This window comes from Haloferula helveola (assembly GCF_037076345.1).
GTDB lineage: Bacteria > Verrucomicrobiota > Verrucomicrobiia > Verrucomicrobiales > Akkermansiaceae > Haloferula > Haloferula helveola.
In genome coordinates, this window is the sequence record NZ_AP024702.1 from 863,678 (window position 1) to 881,806 (window position 18,129).

The 18,129-nt window shown below is 63.9% G+C and carries 8 protein-coding genes; 5 read left to right on the forward strand and 3 right to left on the reverse strand.

The annotated features are described in order from the left end of the window. The first annotated feature begins 116 nt into the window (after window positions 1-116). Complete coding sequence (locus HAHE_RS03065) at window positions 117-2,714, forward strand: fused MFS/spermidine synthase (protein WP_338688532.1); 2,598 nt, start codon at window positions 117-119, stop codon at window positions 2,712-2,714. Window positions 2,715-2,755: 41 nt separating this feature from the next. On the opposite strand, the gene HAHE_RS03070 is transcribed toward HAHE_RS03065, so the two are convergent. Continuing rightward, the gene (locus tag HAHE_RS03070; RefSeq protein ID WP_338688535.1) at window positions 2,756-2,923 is read right to left on the reverse strand and encodes a hypothetical protein; all 168 of its coding nucleotides are present in this window, start codon (window positions 2,921-2,923) and stop codon (window positions 2,756-2,758) included. Window positions 2,924-3,050: 127 nt separating this feature from the next. Between HAHE_RS03070 and HAHE_RS03075 the strand changes: the two genes are divergently transcribed. The 4 genes from HAHE_RS03075 to HAHE_RS03090 all read left to right on the forward strand — a co-directional run bounded on the left by HAHE_RS03075 (window position 3,051) and on the right by HAHE_RS03090 (window position 7,173). Next, a complete protein-coding gene (locus tag HAHE_RS03075) occupies window positions 3,051-4,298 on the forward strand; it encodes a sialate O-acetylesterase (protein ID WP_338688537.1) in 1,248 nt (415 codons plus the stop codon). Window positions 4,299-4,410: 112 nt separating this feature from the next. Next, complete coding sequence (locus HAHE_RS03080; protein WP_338688539.1) at window positions 4,411-5,223, forward strand: serine/threonine-protein kinase; 813 nt, start codon at window positions 4,411-4,413, stop codon at window positions 5,221-5,223. Window positions 5,224-5,227: 4 nt separating this feature from the next. Beyond that, window positions 5,228-6,067, forward strand: a complete 840-nt coding sequence (locus HAHE_RS03085) for a PP2C family serine/threonine-protein phosphatase (protein ID WP_338688541.1) — start codon at window positions 5,228-5,230, stop codon at window positions 6,065-6,067. A gap of 59 nt (window positions 6,068-6,126) precedes the next feature. Continuing rightward, complete coding sequence (locus HAHE_RS03090; RefSeq protein WP_338688542.1) at window positions 6,127-7,173, forward strand: zinc-dependent alcohol dehydrogenase family protein; 1,047 nt, start codon at window positions 6,127-6,129, stop codon at window positions 7,171-7,173. Window positions 7,174-7,213: 40 nt separating this feature from the next. Here HAHE_RS03090 and HAHE_RS03095 read toward each other — a convergent pair whose 3' ends face one another. Both HAHE_RS03095 and HAHE_RS03100 read right to left on the reverse strand, forming a co-directional pair. Continuing rightward, window positions 7,214-9,298 (reverse strand): prolyl oligopeptidase family serine peptidase, encoded by a 2,085-nt coding sequence (locus HAHE_RS03095; protein ID WP_338688545.1) that lies wholly within the window; start codon window positions 9,296-9,298, stop codon window positions 7,214-7,216. Between the two features lie 173 nt (window positions 9,299-9,471). Beyond that, a complete protein-coding gene (locus HAHE_RS03100; RefSeq protein ID WP_338688547.1) occupies window positions 9,472-18,078 on the reverse strand; it encodes a DUF6288 domain-containing protein in 8,607 nt (2,868 codons plus the stop codon). Window positions 18,079-18,129 lie beyond the last annotated feature (51 nt).

The following is an 18,129-nucleotide window of genomic DNA, read 5'->3' on the forward strand; positions in this document are numbered from 1 at the left end:
CGAAAACGGGTCAGACGCTTTACCCGATTGAGGCCCGTATGCAGCGCAAGCGTTCACCGAATCCCTCCGCCTCGGCACGCCGGAAGAACAGTCCGGAGAGCCGCGGAGCCGACTGCGTGAAAACCGCCGAAAATTCGGACGGGATCGTCGCCCATCCCCTCGGGGCAGCGTTCTGGCTGATGCTCGGCTTGTCCGGTTTCGCCTGCCTGACCTATCAGATTCTGTGGATGCGACAGGCCAGACTCCTGTTCGGCAGCACTTCACAGGCGGCGGCGCTGACCCTCGCGTTGTTCTTCGGCGGACTCGCGACGGGTGCCTGGCACTGGGGCAGACGCTCCCGGCATGTGTGCTCTCCGATGCGCACCTACTCCCGGTTGGAATGGGGCATCGCGCTCGCGGGGATCATCGTCCTCGTCGCACCTGCGGTCGTCCCCCGGGTCTATCCCCTCGTCGGTAGCGGGGCAGCTCTCGCCGCCTTCAAAGTCATCGCCACCTTGCTGATGGTCTTCCCTGCATCGTTCCTGATGGGTGGCACGCTGCCCGTCCTAGGTCAGGCCGCCATCCGCAGCAGGGAGTTGTTCGGAACGATCACCGCCCGGATGTATGCGGTGAACACGCTGGGTGCGGCCTGCGGGGCGTTTGCTACGGCATTCGTCTTCGTCGCCTGGTTCGGACTTCGCGTGACCTGCCTGACCGCCATGGCAATTTCGGTAGTGACCGCGCTCATCGCCCGACGTCTTTCGCACCAACCGGCCTTTGCCAATTGTTCGGAGGACGCATCCACGAAAGTGGCGTCGGCGAACCTCGAACCGATGGGCAAGCCGCTGCCACGCCTTCTCCTTTCGGCTCTGGCTTTCGTCTCCGGCTTCAATCTTCTGGCACTCGAGGTCGTTTGGACGCGGATGCTGGCCCAGGTCCACGAGAATTCGGTCTACAGTTTCGCGACGGTCCTCATCGTGGTGCTGACGTGCCTTTCGCTCGGTGCGTGGCTGGCCTCGCGGTTGGCGCGCAGCGGAATGCCCCCCGCACAGGTGCTCCTCTGGTTGCTTGCGCTGGGCGGCATCGCCCTCGCCCTGACTCCCCTGCTTTCGATCAATATCACGGGAAACATGACCATGCTTGAAACCCGGCACACCTTCACCGGCTACGTGCTCCGGCTTTTTGGCACAGGATTCGCGACGATCGGCCCAGCCTGCCTGCCGCTCGGAGCGGTGTTCCCTTTTCTCATGAAGGGAGAGGAGGCATCAATGACCCACGCCGGGAAGAGCATCGGGCGGCTTGCCGGCATCAATACGATCGGAGCGATCCTCGGCTCACTCGCCGCGGGGTTTCTGCTTCTCGAGTGGCTGGGGCTGTGGAGCACCGTCCAGGTGATCGCCTCGGTCTACCTCGTTGCCGCCTTTATCACGCCTTCCCGGGCGAGCGCCGCCTCGATCTCGGCGCGGATCGCCTCCGGAGTCATGCTCGTGGTGGTTTTTACCGCTCTGGATCCCTCCAAACTCCCCTCCCCGTCCGGCGCGGAAGTTGCGGGACCGATTGTCGAGAAGTGGGAAGGAAGTGACGGCACCGTCAGCGTCACCGGAGACGCAAACGACCCGAAAACCGGACTCAGCATCCGGATCAACTCGAACTACAGCCTCGGTTCCACCGCGGCCTACGGCTCGCAGATGTTCCAGGCGAGAATCCCCCTGCTCGCGTGGCCGGATACCGACAGCGTCTTCTTCCTCGGCATGGGAACCGGCGTCACCGCCGGCGAGGCGTTGAACCGCGACGACTTTGCGAAGGTCGAGCGGGTCGTCGCTTGCGAGCTTTCGCCCGACGTCGTCAACGCTTCGGAGAAGTACTTCACCGGCGCGACCACCCGGGGCTTCGATCTCACCAACGGCCTATTCGAGGACCCGCGGGCCGAGATCATCATCGGCGACGGCCGCAACCACCTGCTGGCAAATCCCGAGCGCTACTCGATGATCATCGCGGACCTCTTCCTCCCCTACCGCCGGGGGTCCGGAAACCTCTACAGCCGCGAGCACTTCCGGATCGTCCGCGATCGCCTCAAGCCGGGCGGCGTCTTCGTCCAGTGGCTGCCGCTCTACCAGATGTCCGAGCGGGAGTTCGGGACGATCGCACGTACGATGATCGACGTATTTCCTCAGGTCTCCCTGTGGCGCGGAAACTTCCAGCCCGGCGCGGAGATCGCGGCCATGATCGGCCACGTCGATTCCGCCCCGCTGCCGGCCTGCTCACTCCATGCCGAACGCGACAAGATCATGGCGGTCGAGGGAGCTTCACATCTCGACCTGCAGAACCTGATGCTGCCCATCAATCCGCAGACGATCACCCTCTTCTACGGCGGCGACCTGAGCGCGGCTGCCGACCTCTTCTCAAGGTATCCGCTCAACACCGACGACCGTCCCGTCATCGAGTTCGGCACGCCGCGTTCCCTGCACCAACCCGCCGATGCCGACCGGCCGCAATTTCTCGAGGCCCGCTTCGCCGGGATCATCGACCAACTCCAGCAGCGGACTCCTCCCACCGGGGATCCTTTCCTTTCTTCCCGCAGCCCCTCGAACCGCCACCTCCCCCTCGCGGGCTCCGCCTTCCACCGCGCGTGGATCGCCAGGGTTCATGACGACGAGGAGCAATGGATCCAAAACTGGGAGACATTCCTCGGCCACTGGCTGGCAAGGGATCCGGGCATACCGGCCACGGACTGAACCATCCGGACGCCGCTCCGGATGCGCAACTTGGAAGGAGGTCAATCCGTCCAATACCAAACCGTCACCACGCCGTCGGAGTGATCCGCGCTATGCGAAATCGTGACCAGACGCTCCGGTCCGACCGTCGAGGCAAACTCGGCCGCCCTCTGAAAAAGCGTGTCCCAAGTGGCCAGCGTGCCGCGAAAGATCCTGTACTCAACTCGCATCACTTCGTTTGTTGATCGTCTGTCGGAGTCTGATCTGGCGAACGTGGCAAGTCGAGTGAATGAGCGGTCGCGCCCGCCTGTTCTCACGCTTTGACATGCCCCGGCACCGAAAGGAAGAATGGCCGCCATGAAACGGGCCACTGCGCTTCTGACATCCCTCGTGCTCGCCGGATCGGGCCTGCAGGCGAAACCGCTCAAGGTCTTCATCCTCGCGGGACAGTCGAATATGGAGGGCACAGCCAAGGTCTCGACCTTCGATTACATCGGCGACGACCCGGCCACCGCGCCCTTGCTCAAGACCATGCGCGGAGACGACGGGAAGCCGACCGTTTGCGACGGTGCTTGGATCTCTTACCTCACCGGTGCCAAAGAGAAGAATTTCGACCTCCATGGGCGGCTGACGGCGGGCTACGGATCGATGTGGGGACAGGATCCCACCAAGCCCGGCGACAAGATCGGACCGGAGTTCGGCTTCGGGCTGACCATGGACGCGGCATTCGATGAGCCGGTCCTCATCATCAAGGCCGCATGGGGCGGCAAGAGCCTGCACACCGACTTCCGGCCTCCCGGTTCCGGGCCTTACGAGCTCAGCTCGTTCCAGCTGGAGAATTATCCGAAACAGGAAGGCCACGGAATCCCGAAGGACTTCGAGCAATGGAAGGCCGACAAAGCAACGGCGACCGGACTCTACTACCGACTGATGATAGAGCACGTGAAAGAGGTGCTCGCCGACCCGAAACAGGTCTGTCCGGACTACGATCCCGGTCAAGGGTTCGAGCTCTCGGGATTCGTCTGGTTCCAAGGTTTCAACGACATGGTCGACGGACACGTTTACCCGAAACACAACCAGCCGGATCAGTTCGACCTCTACTCGGAACTTCTGGCGCAGTTCATCCGCGACGTGCGCAAGGACCTGGAGGCGCCGGAGTTGCCCTTCGTGATCGGCGTGATGGGAGTCGGCGGGCTCAAGGATCAGTCACCTCGCATGACAAATTTCCGCAAGGCGATGGCGGCGCCCGCGGGCATGCCCGAGTTCAAAGGGAACGTCAGCGCCGTGGAAACGGCCCCCTTTTGGTCCGACGAACTCGGCGCCATCGAGGAAAAGCGAGGGAAAATCAACCAGATGCGCTACTTCCTCGACTCAAAGCACAAGGACCACGCCAACGCCGACGGCCAGATGACCCAGGAGCAGAAGAACGAATATCTGAAGAAACTCGAAGCCGAGCTCATCAGCCCCGCCGAGGTCGCTTTATGGGAACGCGGAGCCTCCAACGCCGGCTACCACTATCTCGGCTGCGCGAAGACCTTCGCCCAGATCGGGAAGTCTCTCGCCGAAGCAAACCTGGCCATGATTCGCGACAAGGAAGCTCCCTGAAGTTTCCTCCGCTTCGTTGGGGATGGCGGTCCCCGCCGGCATTCGAGGTCCGATTTCGTCTTTGCACCGGACCCTGCCGATCCGGCATCATCACGACAGTGACCGAGACGCGATGGCTCTACGCAAAAAACTCCCCATACCCCGTCTGCGAACCAAGTCGCGGCTCGGGAAATACCGGATTGAGGGAGTCCTCGCCGAGGGTCACTACGCGACTCTCTACCGGGCTCTCGACACGATCGAGGCGCGACGCGTTGCGCTGAAGATCCCCCACCCTCATCTCGCCGACGAGGAGTTCATCGAGAGTTTCCTGAAGGAGGCCCGTCTCGCCGCCAGCGTGGATCACCCGTGCCTGCTTTCACTGAAGGATGCGAGCTACATCAATGACCTGTTGGTGATGGCCTATCCGCTCGGACAGGAAAGCCTCGCCGACCGGCTTACCCGCCGGATCGCCTCCGCCAGTCTGAGCACGTTCATCGAGAACTGCCTCGAAGGCCTCGCCGCGCTGCACGCCCGCCGCATCATCCACTGCGATATCAAGCCGGAGAACTTCATCGTATTCCCGGGACCGACACTGCGACTGGCGGACTTCGGCATCGCACGTCAGGCGCGCCGCACCCTCAACGCTTCGGGTTCGGGAACCCTCGGCTACATGGCACCAGAGCAAGCGATGGGGCGGGCGTCGACCCGCTCGGATGTGTTTGCCATCGGCTTGCTGCTCCACCGGATGATCACCGGGCACGTCCCCGAGTATCCTTTCAAGTGGCCGGCGAAGGGCTACGACCGGCTCCGGCGCAAGGCGCGGCCCGAGTTCATCGCCTTGCTGAAAAGGGCACTCGACGTCGAGCCGCGCAAGCGTTTCCGGGATGCCGGAGCATTCCTGGCAGCCTATCGCCAAACCCGGAAGACCGCCCTCATCCTCCGCTAACTCCGTGAGCCGCGCATCGACCAAGGATCCCGCCGGCCCGGTGCTCGCTGTGGAAGCCGACTACGACGAACCGAAGACCCTCAAGCTCCCGGGTGGCACGGCGGTGATCCTGTCACGCCCCAGTCCGGTGCCCGACCGCATCAACCAGGACGCCGCCGCCATTCTCGGAGCAGGCGATGAGTCGCACCTGCTCGTCGTCGCCGACGGCATGGGGGGCACTCGCCAAGGCGGAGCGGCCGCTGCGGCTTTGGTCCGTCAGCTGGCCGCGCAATTCACCCCGCCCGACCCTGCGAAGCCGGTCCGTGCGGCCATCCTCGACGGCATCGAGGGCGCCAACGCCGAGATCCATCGCGACCTGCCCGGCTCCGGCACCACCTTGGCGGCGGTCGAGATCACCGGCACCGCGATGCGCGGCTACCACATCGGCGACTCGAGCATTTTCGTCGTCGGCCAGCGCGGAAAACTCAAGCTCCGGAGCGTGTCCCACTCTCCGGTCGGATTCGCGGTCGAGGCCGGACTGCTCGGCGAGGACGAAGCGCTGCTGCACGACGAGCTCCATCTGGTTTCGAACATGGTCGGCTCGCCCGAGATGAGGATCGAACTCGGTGCCCCGCTGGAGCTGGCTCGTTTCGACACCGTGCTCGTCGCCAGCGACGGCCTCACCGACAACCTGACCGTCAGCGAGATCATCGAATCCATCCGCAAGGGTCCGCTCCGGGAAGGTGTCGCCCGGCTGGTCGAACTCGCCCTTTCCCGGATGAACTCCGAAGACACCGGGCAGCCCGGCAAGCCGGACGACCTCAGCCTGATCGCCTACCGCCGCGACCGTTCGCAAAAAGGTTGATCATCATTCATCGGAATCACGGCTCGCCGCCGACAGACTGACATGGGGAGACTGCAGCCATGAAATGTGTCCAGGTCCGCGAGTTCGCTCAGCCCCTCGAACTGGCCGAGGTCGCGGAGCCGAGCCCGCCACCGGGAGGCGTAGTGATCGAGGTGAAGGCGGCCGGCCTGTGCCGCAGCGACTGGCATGCATGGCAAGGGCATGATGCGGACATACGCTCCCTTCCCCATATTCCCGGACATGAGTTCTCAGGGACGGTCGTCGCGGTCGGACGAGGAGTGGAACGCTGGCAACCGGGCGACCGGGTCACAGCCCCCTTCGCCTGTGGCTGCGGTAGTTGCCCCGAGTGCGCTTCCGGAAACTCGCAGGTCTGCCCCAGTCAGTATCAGCCAGGCTTTTCCGGACCTGGCGTGTTTGCCGAGTTGGTCGCGTTGCCGCATGCGGACCACAATCTCGTCGGACTTCCCAAGTCCGTCGGCTTTGGCGAGGCCGCCTCTCTCGGATGCCGCTTCGCCACCGCCTTCCGCGCTCTCGCTCATGCCGACCAAGCCGCGCTGAGGCCCGGCGAAACTCTAGCCGTCTTCGGTTGCGGAGGCGTGGGTCTTTCCGCAGTCATGATCGGCGCGGCACTTGGAGCCGAAGTCATCGCGATCGACCTGCGCACCGAGGCCCTGCAGCAAGCCCGGGAGTTCGGCGCCGCCCATGTGTTGAATGCCGGTGATCTGGAGGGCATCGCCGAATGGACCCACGGCCGCGGCGTGAACGTGGCGGTCGATGCGATCGGCAGCCGCGAAACCTGCATTCAGGCGATCCACTCCCTCGCACCGCGTGGCAGGCACATCCAGATCGGACTGATGTTCGGCGACGACGCCGCACCTGCCCTGCCGATGCCGTCCATCATCGCCAAGGAGCTGAGAGTCATCGGAAGCCACGGCATGGCGGCATCGAGATATCCGGAGATGCTCGAAATGGTGGCGTCCGGACGGCTGTCCCCTGCCCGACTGGTGTCCCGCTCGATCGCGCTTCACGAGGTGCCTGCGGCACTTGAGGCGATGGGACGTCATCAAGGCGCCCCGGGCATCACGCTGGTCGAGCGATTCGAGTAGGCTGCCCCGACCACCGGAGTCAGGCCTATGAGTCCGCCACTCAGTCCTTCAGGTTCGCCTCAAGGAATGCCCACTGGTCCGCGGCGAGATCGATGACCTTGTCGAGCGCGGTGCCGGCGCCGTGGCCGGCGCTGGTGTCGATGCGGATCAGGACCGGCGGGGCGTCGGACGGCTGGCACGCCTGAAGACGGGCGGCGAATTTGAAGCTATGGGCAGGGACGACGCGGTCATCGTGATCGGCGGTCGTGACGAGCGTGGCGGGATAACGGATGCCGGGCTTCAGGTTGTGGTAGGGCGAGATCTTCAGCAGGTTCGCGAACTCCTCGGGGTCCTCGGGATCGCCGTAGTCGCGCTTCCACGCCCAGCCGATCGTGAACTTGTGGAAGCGGAGCAGGTCCATGACACCAACCGCCGGCAGGCATGCGCCAAACAGCTCGGGGCGCTGGGTCATGCAGGCCCCGACGAGCAGGCCGCCATTGCTCCCGCCCTGGATCGCCAGTTTTTTACGGGAAGTGTAGTGGTTCTCGGTCAGCCACTCGGCAACAGCGATGAAGTCGTCGTAGCTGTTCTGCTTCTTGAGCTTGATCGCGGACTCGTGCCATTCCTTGCCGTACTCGCCACCCCCGCGGATGCAGGCGAGGACAAAGATTCCGCCGCGTTCGAGCCAGACGGCGCGGCTGACGGAGAACCCGGGAGTCATCGGGATATTGAAGCCACCGTATCCGTAGAGCAACGCGCGGTTGGAACCATCAAGTCCGATCCCCTTTTGGTGAACGATGAATGCGGGGACCTTGGTTCCATCCTTGCTCGGAACGAAGACCTGCTTCGCCACGTAGCCCGAGCCGTCGAAGTCGATGTCAGGTTTGCGCCACAACTCGCTTTTGCCGGAGGCGATCTCGTAGCGGTAGATGGCACCGGGGTCGGTGAACGAGCTGAAGCCATAGAAGGTGTGGGTGTCGTCGAGCCGGCCACGAAACCCGCCAGCCGAGCCAAGCCCCGGAAGATCAACATCGCGCACGTGCTTGCCTTCGAGGTCGTGCACTCGAATCACGCTGCGGGCGTCCTTCAGGTATCCGCAGACAAGATGACCGCCAACGAGCGAGACTTCGTCGAGGTTTTCAGCCGTCTGCGGAATGACTTCCTGCCAACCGTCACGAGCCGGTTTTTCGATATCGATCGCAATGACCCGGTAGCGCGGGGCATCGAGATTGGTGCGGTAGAAAAAGCGGGAGCCGACGTTTCCGATGAAACCGTAGGCGGCATCGGCATCCTTCAGCAGCTCGACGATCTCGCCGTCGCCGCCTTCCCCCCCGAGCTTTTGGTAAAACGAGCGGTTGCTGGTCGACGTGCCGTCGAACACGTGGATCACGAGGAACTTGCCGTCATCCGTGACACCGCCCCCGAACCCCCAACCGGGGTGGTCCTTCCGACGGTAAACCAGCCGGTCTTCGGACTGGGGTGTGCCGACCTTGTGAAACCACAACTGGTGATTCTCGTTCTTGGCGGTCAGCTCGGCATTGTCCCCCGGAGCATCGTAGCGGCTGTAGTAGAATCCGGAGCCGTCCGGCAGCCACGAGATCCCGCTGAACTTCACCCATTGCAGATGGTCATCGAGATCCTTGCCGGTCGACACGTCGCGAATCCGGATTTCGTTCCAGTCGCTACCGCCACGGGACAGTGCCCATGCGAGCAGCTTCCCGTCCTCGCTGGGAGCCCAGTCGGCGAGCGAGACGGTGCCGTCTTCGGACAATGTATTGGGATCGAGCAAGAGCTCCGGCTCACCCCCGAGCGACGCCGAGGTCTTCAGCACGCTCTGATTTTGCAGACCGGAGTTGTGGGTGAAGAACCAGCGCCCGCCGAACTCCCGCGGTGTCCCGATGCGCTCGAAATTGAGCAACCCGGCGACACGATCGTGGATCTCCTGACGCTGGGTGAGGTCGGCAAGGTAGGCTTGGGTAACCTCGTTCTGTGCCGTCACCCACGCCTTCGTTTCCTCGGAATTGTCGTCCTCGAGCCAACGGTAGGGATCGGCGACTTCGCTGCCATGGAGCGTCTCGACAGTCTCTTCGGTCCGGGTGTCGGGGTAGGAAATGGCGGTGGCAAGTGCGATCAAAGCGGCGGTCATGGACTGCCGGACTCTGGCATGGAAACGGGCGGCGTCACGGCCAAGGACCGACTTTTTCAGGCGCAGTCGATGCCGCACCTCGGCCACGGCGTGCGGGATTTTCCTCCGAAATGAAAAACGCCGGCCCCATGGAGCGGGACCGGCGTTTTAATTCGATCATGCCGGCAACCGGATTACTCGGTGGCCTGCAGGCGGCCGAACAGCCGACCTCCTCCCCCGGCGGCTGCCGCATCAATGGTCGCCGTCACGCTGTTGAGCGGAGTGCCTGGCGTCACCGTGAAACTCACATTGCTGGCAGGTCCCCCGCTCGCGTCCCGCACTTCCACTCCCGTCGGTGACGGCGTCCATGTGCCAAGGTCGGTTCCGTGCTGCACATACAGCTTCGCCGTGCCGCGGTCGGCGACCGGCAGGCAGCTGAAGTTCAGCTCCAGTCCGCCGGCGGTTTCGGTCACCGTCGGCAGCAGGCCCGCCGCGTTGGCGTCGACATTCGGATTGGCCGCACCGAGCAGGAAGGCGAGGCCGTCCTTCACCCCGTCGCCGTTGGCGTCGCCTTCGAAGGTCACGCCCGTCGCTCCGTCCAGCACCGACCAGTCCGCGAACGGATCGCCCGCGACCACCTCCGGTCCTGTCAGCACCGTGCCGAGTCCGCGGCCGTTGCTCGAATACCATTCATACTCGAGCACGTCGTACACGCCGTCGGTCACGAAATCGATCTCCGCCACGTAGTATTCCCCGTTGTTGGCCGCATCGCCGTTGCCTCCTCCGAGGACGCTGTGCGCGTCGTCGATCACGATGTCCGCACCCACGTTGTCGAGGTCGTGCAGGATGATCCTGAGCGTCGGCGTCGAGTTATACGCGCCGTAGTAGATGTGCACCGACCCCGACGCCAGACCGCTGATGTCCACCAGACCCTTCGCTCCCTGCCAGTCCCGGTAGCCGTAGTTGCCCACACTGGCGAATCCGCTGGCGCCCGTGCCGTCGCCGGTCGCCAGATCCGCTCCGGGATCGTTCCCCGTCCACAGCCTCATCTGCTGCTGGCCGAAGCCGTCGAAGGTCACGTCGTCGGTCTCGTAGGTGATGCGCCCAGGCTCCCCGCCCTCTCCGGCGGTGCCGCTGACGCTGTTGTTGCTGTTGCCCAGCATCTTGTAGGCGATGACAGGACCGGTGTAGTTGCGCACTCCCGCGGGCTTCGGTGTCCCGGTCGGATCGTTGGCGCAGTACCAGCCCGTGCCCGGATTGTCCTCATTGACCGAGACGTGGAAGTAGCGACCCTCGCCGCTCCCCGTCGTGTTCGGATTGAGCTGCGACGCGATGGTCGTCTGGAAGTCGTTGGTAACGCTTCCCGCGTTGGCCACAGGATCGTTCACCGTCAGCGTGTTGTCCGAGGGAATCGCCGTCGTCGTGTCGAGGTCGTTGCCGTTGAGGTCCGAGATCACCGCGCTCGCCACGATCTCCAGGGTCAGGCTGCCCGACGTGCCGCCGGTCGATACCTCGACCTCGTAAACCGCGGGGTCGCCCGTGGCGTTCACGGCGTCGACGGTGACCGGCACGCTGCCGGCGCTCGCACCGAAATCGGAGGTCTCGACCGAACCCGCGTCGATCGGCTCGCTGAAGGTCACCGTGTAGACCAGGCGTCCGGAGACGTTGGTCAGGATCGGCAGCGGGTGCGTGTTGTCCGCGAAGGTCGTCACGCTCGGTGGCGTGTCGTCGATGGTGAATTCCCACGCGTCCGGATCGGCAAGACCCGCATAGGGGTTGAGGGCGCGGTCCGTCAGCGCTCCGGCATCGATCTCGATGTGGTAGGTGGCGCTGGGCAGTCCGCCGGTCGGGCTGATCGTCAGCGTGTTGCCCGAAAGCACCACTTGGGGATCCGGGAGGGTGATCGTCGTCGTTCCCGGCGTCGTCTCATTGACGATGCGGATGTCGCCGGTTCCGATATAGATCTCCTCATCGAAGGTGGCGACCCGCTCGATGCTGCTTCCCGACGCGTTGTCGGTGGAAACCAGCAGCGGTGCGACCGTGTCGAGCGGAAGAACGTCCGCGGAGGTCGCGCCGAAGCGGAGCTCGTCAAACTCGGGAACGTTGTTCTGACCGGTTCCTCCGCGCTTGCCCGCGATGCTGATCGTATCGAAGGCGTTGTCCGCGTTGACGGTGCCGAGCTGGTCGAAATTGGCGGTCAGCGTGGCGACCACCGGCCCCAGGTTCAGGTCCTTGTCCGGAATATACACCTCGAAAATGTCATTATCGACGGCGGTCCCGGGATTGGGATCGAACGCACCCCACGTGATCTTGCCGACCACGAGGACCGTCGATCCCTCGGGGCCCCAGGATACCCCGGAAGGGGTCCGCTTCTCGGCACCGCCGCTGCCGTCGCTGTCGTTGTTCCAGAGCTGGAGACGGTCCGAAGTGCCGTTGTTGCCCTGGTTCACCACGAAGGTGAAGCCGCTGCCGGTGTTGCCGCCGATTCGGTCGAAGCCGTCGGCACCCCCGGTGCCGAGGGCAAGATACGTCGTCCGTTCGTTGGTCGACGCGCTCGTGTCCGGATGCTTCTGAATCAGCGCGCTGACCCAGAGCGTGGCTCCGTCATTCATCAGGCCCGCGTCGGTCAGGGTGCTGCCCGGGCTGATCTCGTTGTTGATGATTCCGTTGCCCACACCCGGGTTGGCGGTGGCACGCCCGCCCTGGTAGCCGAGCTTGCCGTAGGTCAGGCTGCTGTCCGCCACGAGCGCTTCGGCATTCCACGTGCCGGTAAGACCCAAACCGGGAGTGTTCCCGCTCAACGTCGAATCCAGGTCCGCAAACGGCTCGTAGACGAGTGGGAGCCCGGTGGCAGCGTCGGTGGTCGCGGACTCCAGCGGTGACAATCCGGTTTCGTTCTGGTCCGGCGACTTGTCGCGGGCCTTGACCTGGTACGAATAGGTGGTCGACGGATCCAGACCGGTATCGATGTAGACCGCGCTGTCCTGCCAGCCGCTGTCGTCACCACCCGGGTTACCGGTGGTCTCCTCAAAGTAATACTCCACCCCGCTCGGGTCGCTCGCCGTGCTGGCGGTCATGGTGATCGTTGTATCGGAGGTCGCGGCGGGAACCGACACCCACGTCATCGGGTCAGGTGTCGGCGGCATGTTGTCCACGACGGTCGTAGTAGCGGACTCGAGTGACGACACTCCGGTTTCGTTGTTGTTGGACGACTTGTCGCGCGCCCTGACCTGATACGAATAGGTCGTCGACGGATCCAGGCCGGTGTCGATGTAGGTCGCGCTGTCCTGCCAACCGCTGTCGGTTCCGCCGGGATTGCCGGAGGTTTCGTCGAAGTAATACTCCACTCCGCTCGCGTCACTCGCCGTGCTGGCGGTCATGCTGATCTGGTCTTCGCCCAGCGCAACAGGCACGCTTGCCCAAGTCATTGGATCGGGTGTCGGCGCGGTGGTGTCATTGACGTCGACCACCACGTCGGCATAGGTCGCGCCGAAGCGGATTTCGTCGACCTCGGGAACGCCCAGATTCGGACGACCACCGGTGAAGGAGATCGTATTGAAGGCATTCGCGGGATCCGCCACGCCAAGCTGATCGAAATCCGCGGCAATCGTGGAAATCGGTGCACCTTGAACAAGGTCCGTGCCGGGCAGATAAAGCTCGAACACATCATCTTCGACGCCGAACTCCCCCCATGTGATCTTCCCAACCGCGAGGAAAGTCGCGTTGTCGGCAACGGTCACTGTCGAGCCTCTCGTCGCCCCACCGGTGCCATCGCTGCCGTCGTTCCAAGCCTGGGCCGTAACCCCGCCCGGACTGACCTTGCTCACAGCCACGGTGAAACCGCTGCCCGCATTGCCTCCGATCCGGTCGAAGCCGTCGGCGTTGCCGGTGCCGAGAGCAAGATAGGTCCGGTTGTCCGTCGTGGGAGCGGGATCGGAATTGTAGTTCACGATCAGCGCGCTGAACCAAAGGGTGGAGCCGTCGACCATCAGGCCGGCATCGGTCAGGGTGGTGCCGGGCGAGATTCCGTTCTGTTGGAACTGCCCACCTCCGGTCGTCACCCGACCGCCCGAAGTTGCGAGGCTGCCGTAAGACAAGCTACCCGGCGAAACGGCCGACGCCGCGCTCCAGGTGCCTGACAAGCCGAGTCCCGGAGTATTGCCGTTGAGGGTGGGGTCAAGATCGTCGAAGGGCTCGTAAACCAACGGCCCGGGTGGAGGGGGGGCGAGAGTGGTCGCGACAGTCGGCGCCGAAGGAGCGGTCTCGGTCGCCGCTACCGCCTTGTCGCGCGCCTTGACCTCATACGTGTAGCTGGTCGATGGGTCGAGGTTGACGTCCGTCCATTTCGGACTGTCCTGCCAACCGCTTTCGTGGCCGCTGATGGTGGTGTTGGTGAAGTAGTATTCCACTCCGCTCGGGTCACTCGCAGTCGTGGCAGTCATCGTGATGACGCGGCTTGAGAGAGGCGTTGGAGCAATGGCCCAAGTCACCGGGTTTGGCGTCGGCGCGGTGGTGTCAGCCGGAGTGGTCGAAGTGGATTCCACCGTCGACCATGCGGTCTCGTTCTGGTCCGGCGACTTGTCCCGCGCCTTGACGCGGTAGGAATAGCTCGTCGAGTTGTTGAGTCCGGTGTCCAGGTAGGTCGGACTGTTCTGCCAGCCGCTGTCATCCCCACCTGGATTGCCGGAGGTTTCCTCGAAGTAGTACTCCACCCCGATGATGTCGGTCGCGGTGGTTGCGGCCATCGTGATCTCCCCCTCGCCTGCAGCGGTCGGCGTGGTTGCCCAGGTCAACGGGCTCGGGTCCGGTGGTGTGGTGTCTCCACCGTCCAGCAGCACCCGCATGTGGGTGGCCATCGACTGGCCGATCAGGAAGTAGCTCTCCGCGTTTCGATTCCAGTGGTAGCCTTGGTCGGCAGGTGACTCCGAGGCTTCCCGCCAGAACTCCCGCGTGTCGACGACCGCGACATTGTCCTCAAACGCCGGATACTTGACGAAGTCCTCCATCGCCAGCTGGGCATCCATCAATGCCAGTGCATTGGTGCCGGTTTCGCCAGGCCCGCCGATGCCGGTGGTGGCAATGACGAAGGGAATGTCGGCCCCGCTCGGGTGGATGGCGGCCAGATCCGTGCGCACGTCATTGATGAAATTCTCCATGTTGGCCTCGTACTCCGCCACCGCGGTTCCGTTGACGCGGTCATTCCATCCCTGGTGCCATCCGAACCCTGCAAGCTCGTAGCTGCCGATGGTCGCGTAATCCGGGAAGTAGGTCGACAGGTTGGCGAGCGCATCAGTGACATCACTGATCATCTGCTGGTACCAGAATCCCTGATCCCCGGCCGCCACGGGCGGATTCACGCTCCACCCGGAAGTGGGGGGACGGAAATCGACATACAGGCTCTTGCCGCCCCAGGCGGTCTTGATGAGCAACACCTGCTCCCCGAGATAGTCGCCCAATTCCACCCCGAACTGCAGTTCCGGGCCGATGGTGTCGGCTGCGACACCGTAGCCTGCGGAAAGTTCGCCATTCAGCAAGGTCGTGCCGCCCCGCTTGTAGGAGATCCAGACATCGTCCCGCAAGGCCCAGCTGGCACCGTCCTTGAGATGCCCGTAGTTGGCCGGATCGTTGGTGACGAGGTAATCCAGCGTCCCTTGGGAGAAGGCCGGGTTCATCTCACCATGCCCCTCCATGTTCGATTGGCCCGCAAGGATGAACACCTTCAGGGGCGGTTGCGGGGCCGTTCCGGTGGTCGTCCCGGAGGACTCCTCGGAAGGCGCCGAAGTGTTCTGCGCCGCGCTCTTGTCGCGGACGGTCACGGTATAGCCGTAGGTCGTGCCCGGCGTCAGGCCGGTATCGGTATAACTCGGGCTGTCCTGCCAACCGCTGTCGTTTCCTCCTCCGGAAGTACAAGTGAAGTAGTACTCCACACCCGACGGGTCAACCGCGGTCATCGCGGTCATGGTGATCGACGTATCGCCGGCGGGTGCCGGGGCGCTCGACCAGATCGCGGGATCAAGGAAGGGCGGCGTCACATCGGGGCCGCCCGAATCGACGAGATCAACGGTCACCGTCTCGTAGGCTTCGGTGAGCCCGCGCGAGTCGGACATCGTCACCTCGAACTGATAGGTTCCCGTCGTTCCATCGAACAAAACGGCGCTCGCCGTGGCGTCGGTGCCGTTCGGCGTGATGGTCACCGCTCCCGGACCGGCGGTCTGGGTCCAGGTAAAGATGCTGTCGCCCTCGGCGAGGTCGGTCGCCGTCACCCGCAGCGTGGTCCAGTTGGCGGTGACATCGACGGTCGGGTCATCGGCCGCGGCCGACGCGATGCTCTTGAAGACGAACGGTGACGACGGAGTCGGGTCGGCGTCGATGGCATCGAGCACCGCCTGCGCTTCCTCCACCGTGCCTCCCGTCAGGTATCGCTGGGCAAAGGCGACCACATCCGGGTCGGGGGTCACCAAGGTCGAGGAACCATCATACAAGACCAGCCCGTTCAGCAGGTTCTCATGAAAGCCGCCCCACCCGTTCGAGTTGTCCATCGCGCGCATCGCCGCTGGAACAGCCTCCGCCACCAGGCTTCTCGCCATGGCCTGCATCGCCTCGTTGCGAACGCCAAGGCTGAACATCCGGTCGGCGGGCGACTCAAGGGCGACCATGTCCACCAACTCGGGCGCCATCAGTTCCACCTCGGCAGGAGTGAGCACCTTGAAAAGGTTGCTGATTCGCCCGCGCGCATTCCCGGTCGGATGTCGCGCAGCCACCTTCAGGGCGTCGAAGAACAGTCCGCTTCCCACCTCGGAGATGAGAGTGTCCATTTCGGACCGGTTGTTGGCGAAAGCCCCGCCTCCGAAAATGGCGGTGATCAACGCCGCCTGATCGAGTTGCAGCGGATCATCGGGGTCGGCAGGGAAAGCGGCCCGGGCGCGGGAAACCAGCGTGGTCATCATCGTGGACCGGTAGGGCACCTTGTGCGAGCCGTGAAACTTGTGGAGCGCCTTTGCCGCGAGGGTCCGGACGTAGCCGTCGTCGTCTTCGAGCAGGGATACCAGTTGGCCCGTGAAGCCGGTGTCATCGGTCTCGCCGATGGCCTGGATCGCTCCGTAGCGCGAGGTCCCTCCCAAATCCAGCGCCTTGGCCCGGAGATCGTCGCGGGTGGCGGTGTCGATGGTCCTCCCTCCGAGTTCTTCCGACGCCAACCGGCGGACCTTGGCCGACCAGACACCGAGATCATCCACCAGCTCCGCGGTGGTCCGCGCGGTCGCGTCGTAGTCCTCGACATCCATGGAGTCCGTGATCTGGCCCGCGGTAAGGGCCAGCGCGCCGGTGCTGTCCCGCCCGGTGATGTGGAGACTCTCCAAAGGCAGCGCGTAGGTCAGCAGCATGGCGGTGCTCATGCGGAAGTTGTAGTACTCGCTTCCGTTCGGCGCGCGGTTCTCGCTGAAGGAATCGTAATCGAATCCACCGTCCCAGCGGCGGTGCAGATCGAGCATCCAGCTGATCTTGCCGAAGTACTCCTGGACCGCCGACGGGCCGCCCCTTTGCACTCCCATCGGCGCCCAGAGGTAGTTGAAGAATGCCCCGGTGTGCCCCACGTCACGATCGGTATCGCCGGATGCCAACGCCATTTTCACAAAGAACTCGGCCTGATCCTCGTAGACCGGATCGTTGTCCAGGACGATGGCGGCCAGCGCGCACTTGCCGTTGTTCTCGTGCCTGGGATCGTAGGCCTCGTGCTCGCCATAGGGTATGGAACCCCGGTTCACATAAGAGGCGTAGAACATCTTCGCCCGATCGATCATCTCGTCGACCGCGGGATCATTGACACCGCACTGCTTCGCCAACTGCACCCCGAGCAGGCACGGCATTCCGACCGAGTTGACCACTCCGTAGCCGGTGTTGACCGGGCGGTACGGGTTTGATGCATCATACGCCCCTTGCCGGAGGGAGTGCGCCATCGTGCCGTAGTGGCTGACTCCCTTGGCGAGGTTGATGGCCAGGGCTTCGATCGTCGGAAATACCAGCGCGTCCCCGGTGATCAGGTAGTATTCCCCCAGAAGGATCAGCTCGTGAACCCGGCCCCAAGGAGCCGAGTAAGCGGTGGACGCCGTGTAGTTCCGCAAGTCATCGAGCTCGGACGCGCTTTTGATCAGCGCCCGCGCCTCGGTCTCGGCGGCCTGTAGGTAGAGAGCCCGGTCCGGAAAGAAGTCATCCTGCGCGGCAAGAAGACTCAAGACTCCCATCCGGTATCTGCCGGAGCTCTCGTTGTTGTAGTAGTAGTCCATCCCCTCCTCGAGGATCTTCTCCGACTTCGGACAACTGTAGGGCGCCGTGGCGGTGTAGGCGCCCATGGTGCGCAGGGTCAGGGTGACCGTAGTCTGCACCCCGGCGCGCCACCGGATCAGCTGGAGGTCGGCCGGCGTCTGCGCCTCGGCGTCGGCAATCGCCGCAGCCAGAGCTCTCCGCGCATCAATGCCAAACAAGGCAGGGGCCGCAGCGGTTCCGCTCGCGCCCAGGATGAGGTCGTCGGGCAGGAAAACTCCGTCCGCAGGCGAACCCGCATCCACTTCGCGCACCTGGATCTGCCGACTCTCGACCGATCCGTTGATTCCACCCCCGGTGGTGTCGTAGTAGACCCAACCCCGCATTCCGGTCGGACCGAGATTCCAAGTCGTTGTCAGGTTGTCGGGAATGAGTTCACCAGCGGTCAGGTCCGGCGGGGCGGCCGGGACCGAGGTGATGCCAAGGAAGAGGGTGGCAATGACTGCGATGGGGCCGGCGACGCGGTTCCGTGAGCGGGTCATGGGTGTATGGGTGTTTTGTTTGGATCCCGAAGCCCGGACCGACGGTATGGC

What these genes read in the sequence shown, in the direction of transcription:
- HAHE_RS03070 (WP_338688535.1), bottom strand. Translation starts at nt 2,923, where the DNA reads ATGCGAGTTGAGTACAGGATCTTTCGCGGCACGCTGGCCACTTGGGAC.
- HAHE_RS03075 (WP_338688537.1), top strand. Translation starts at nt 3,051, where the DNA reads ATGAAACGGGCCACTGCGCTTCTGACATCCCTCGTGCTCGCCGGATCG.
- HAHE_RS03080 (WP_338688539.1), top strand. Translation starts at nt 4,411, where the DNA reads ATGGCTCTACGCAAAAAACTCCCCATACCCCGTCTGCGAACCAAGTCG.
- HAHE_RS03090 (WP_338688542.1), top strand. Translation starts at nt 6,127, where the DNA reads ATGAAATGTGTCCAGGTCCGCGAGTTCGCTCAGCCCCTCGAACTGGCC.
- HAHE_RS03095 (WP_338688545.1), bottom strand. Translation starts at nt 9,298, where the DNA reads ATGACCGCCGCTTTGATCGCACTTGCCACCGCCATTTCCTACCCCGAC.
- HAHE_RS03100 (WP_338688547.1), bottom strand. Translation starts at nt 18,078, where the DNA reads ATGACCCGCTCACGGAACCGCGTCGCCGGCCCCATCGCAGTCATTGCC.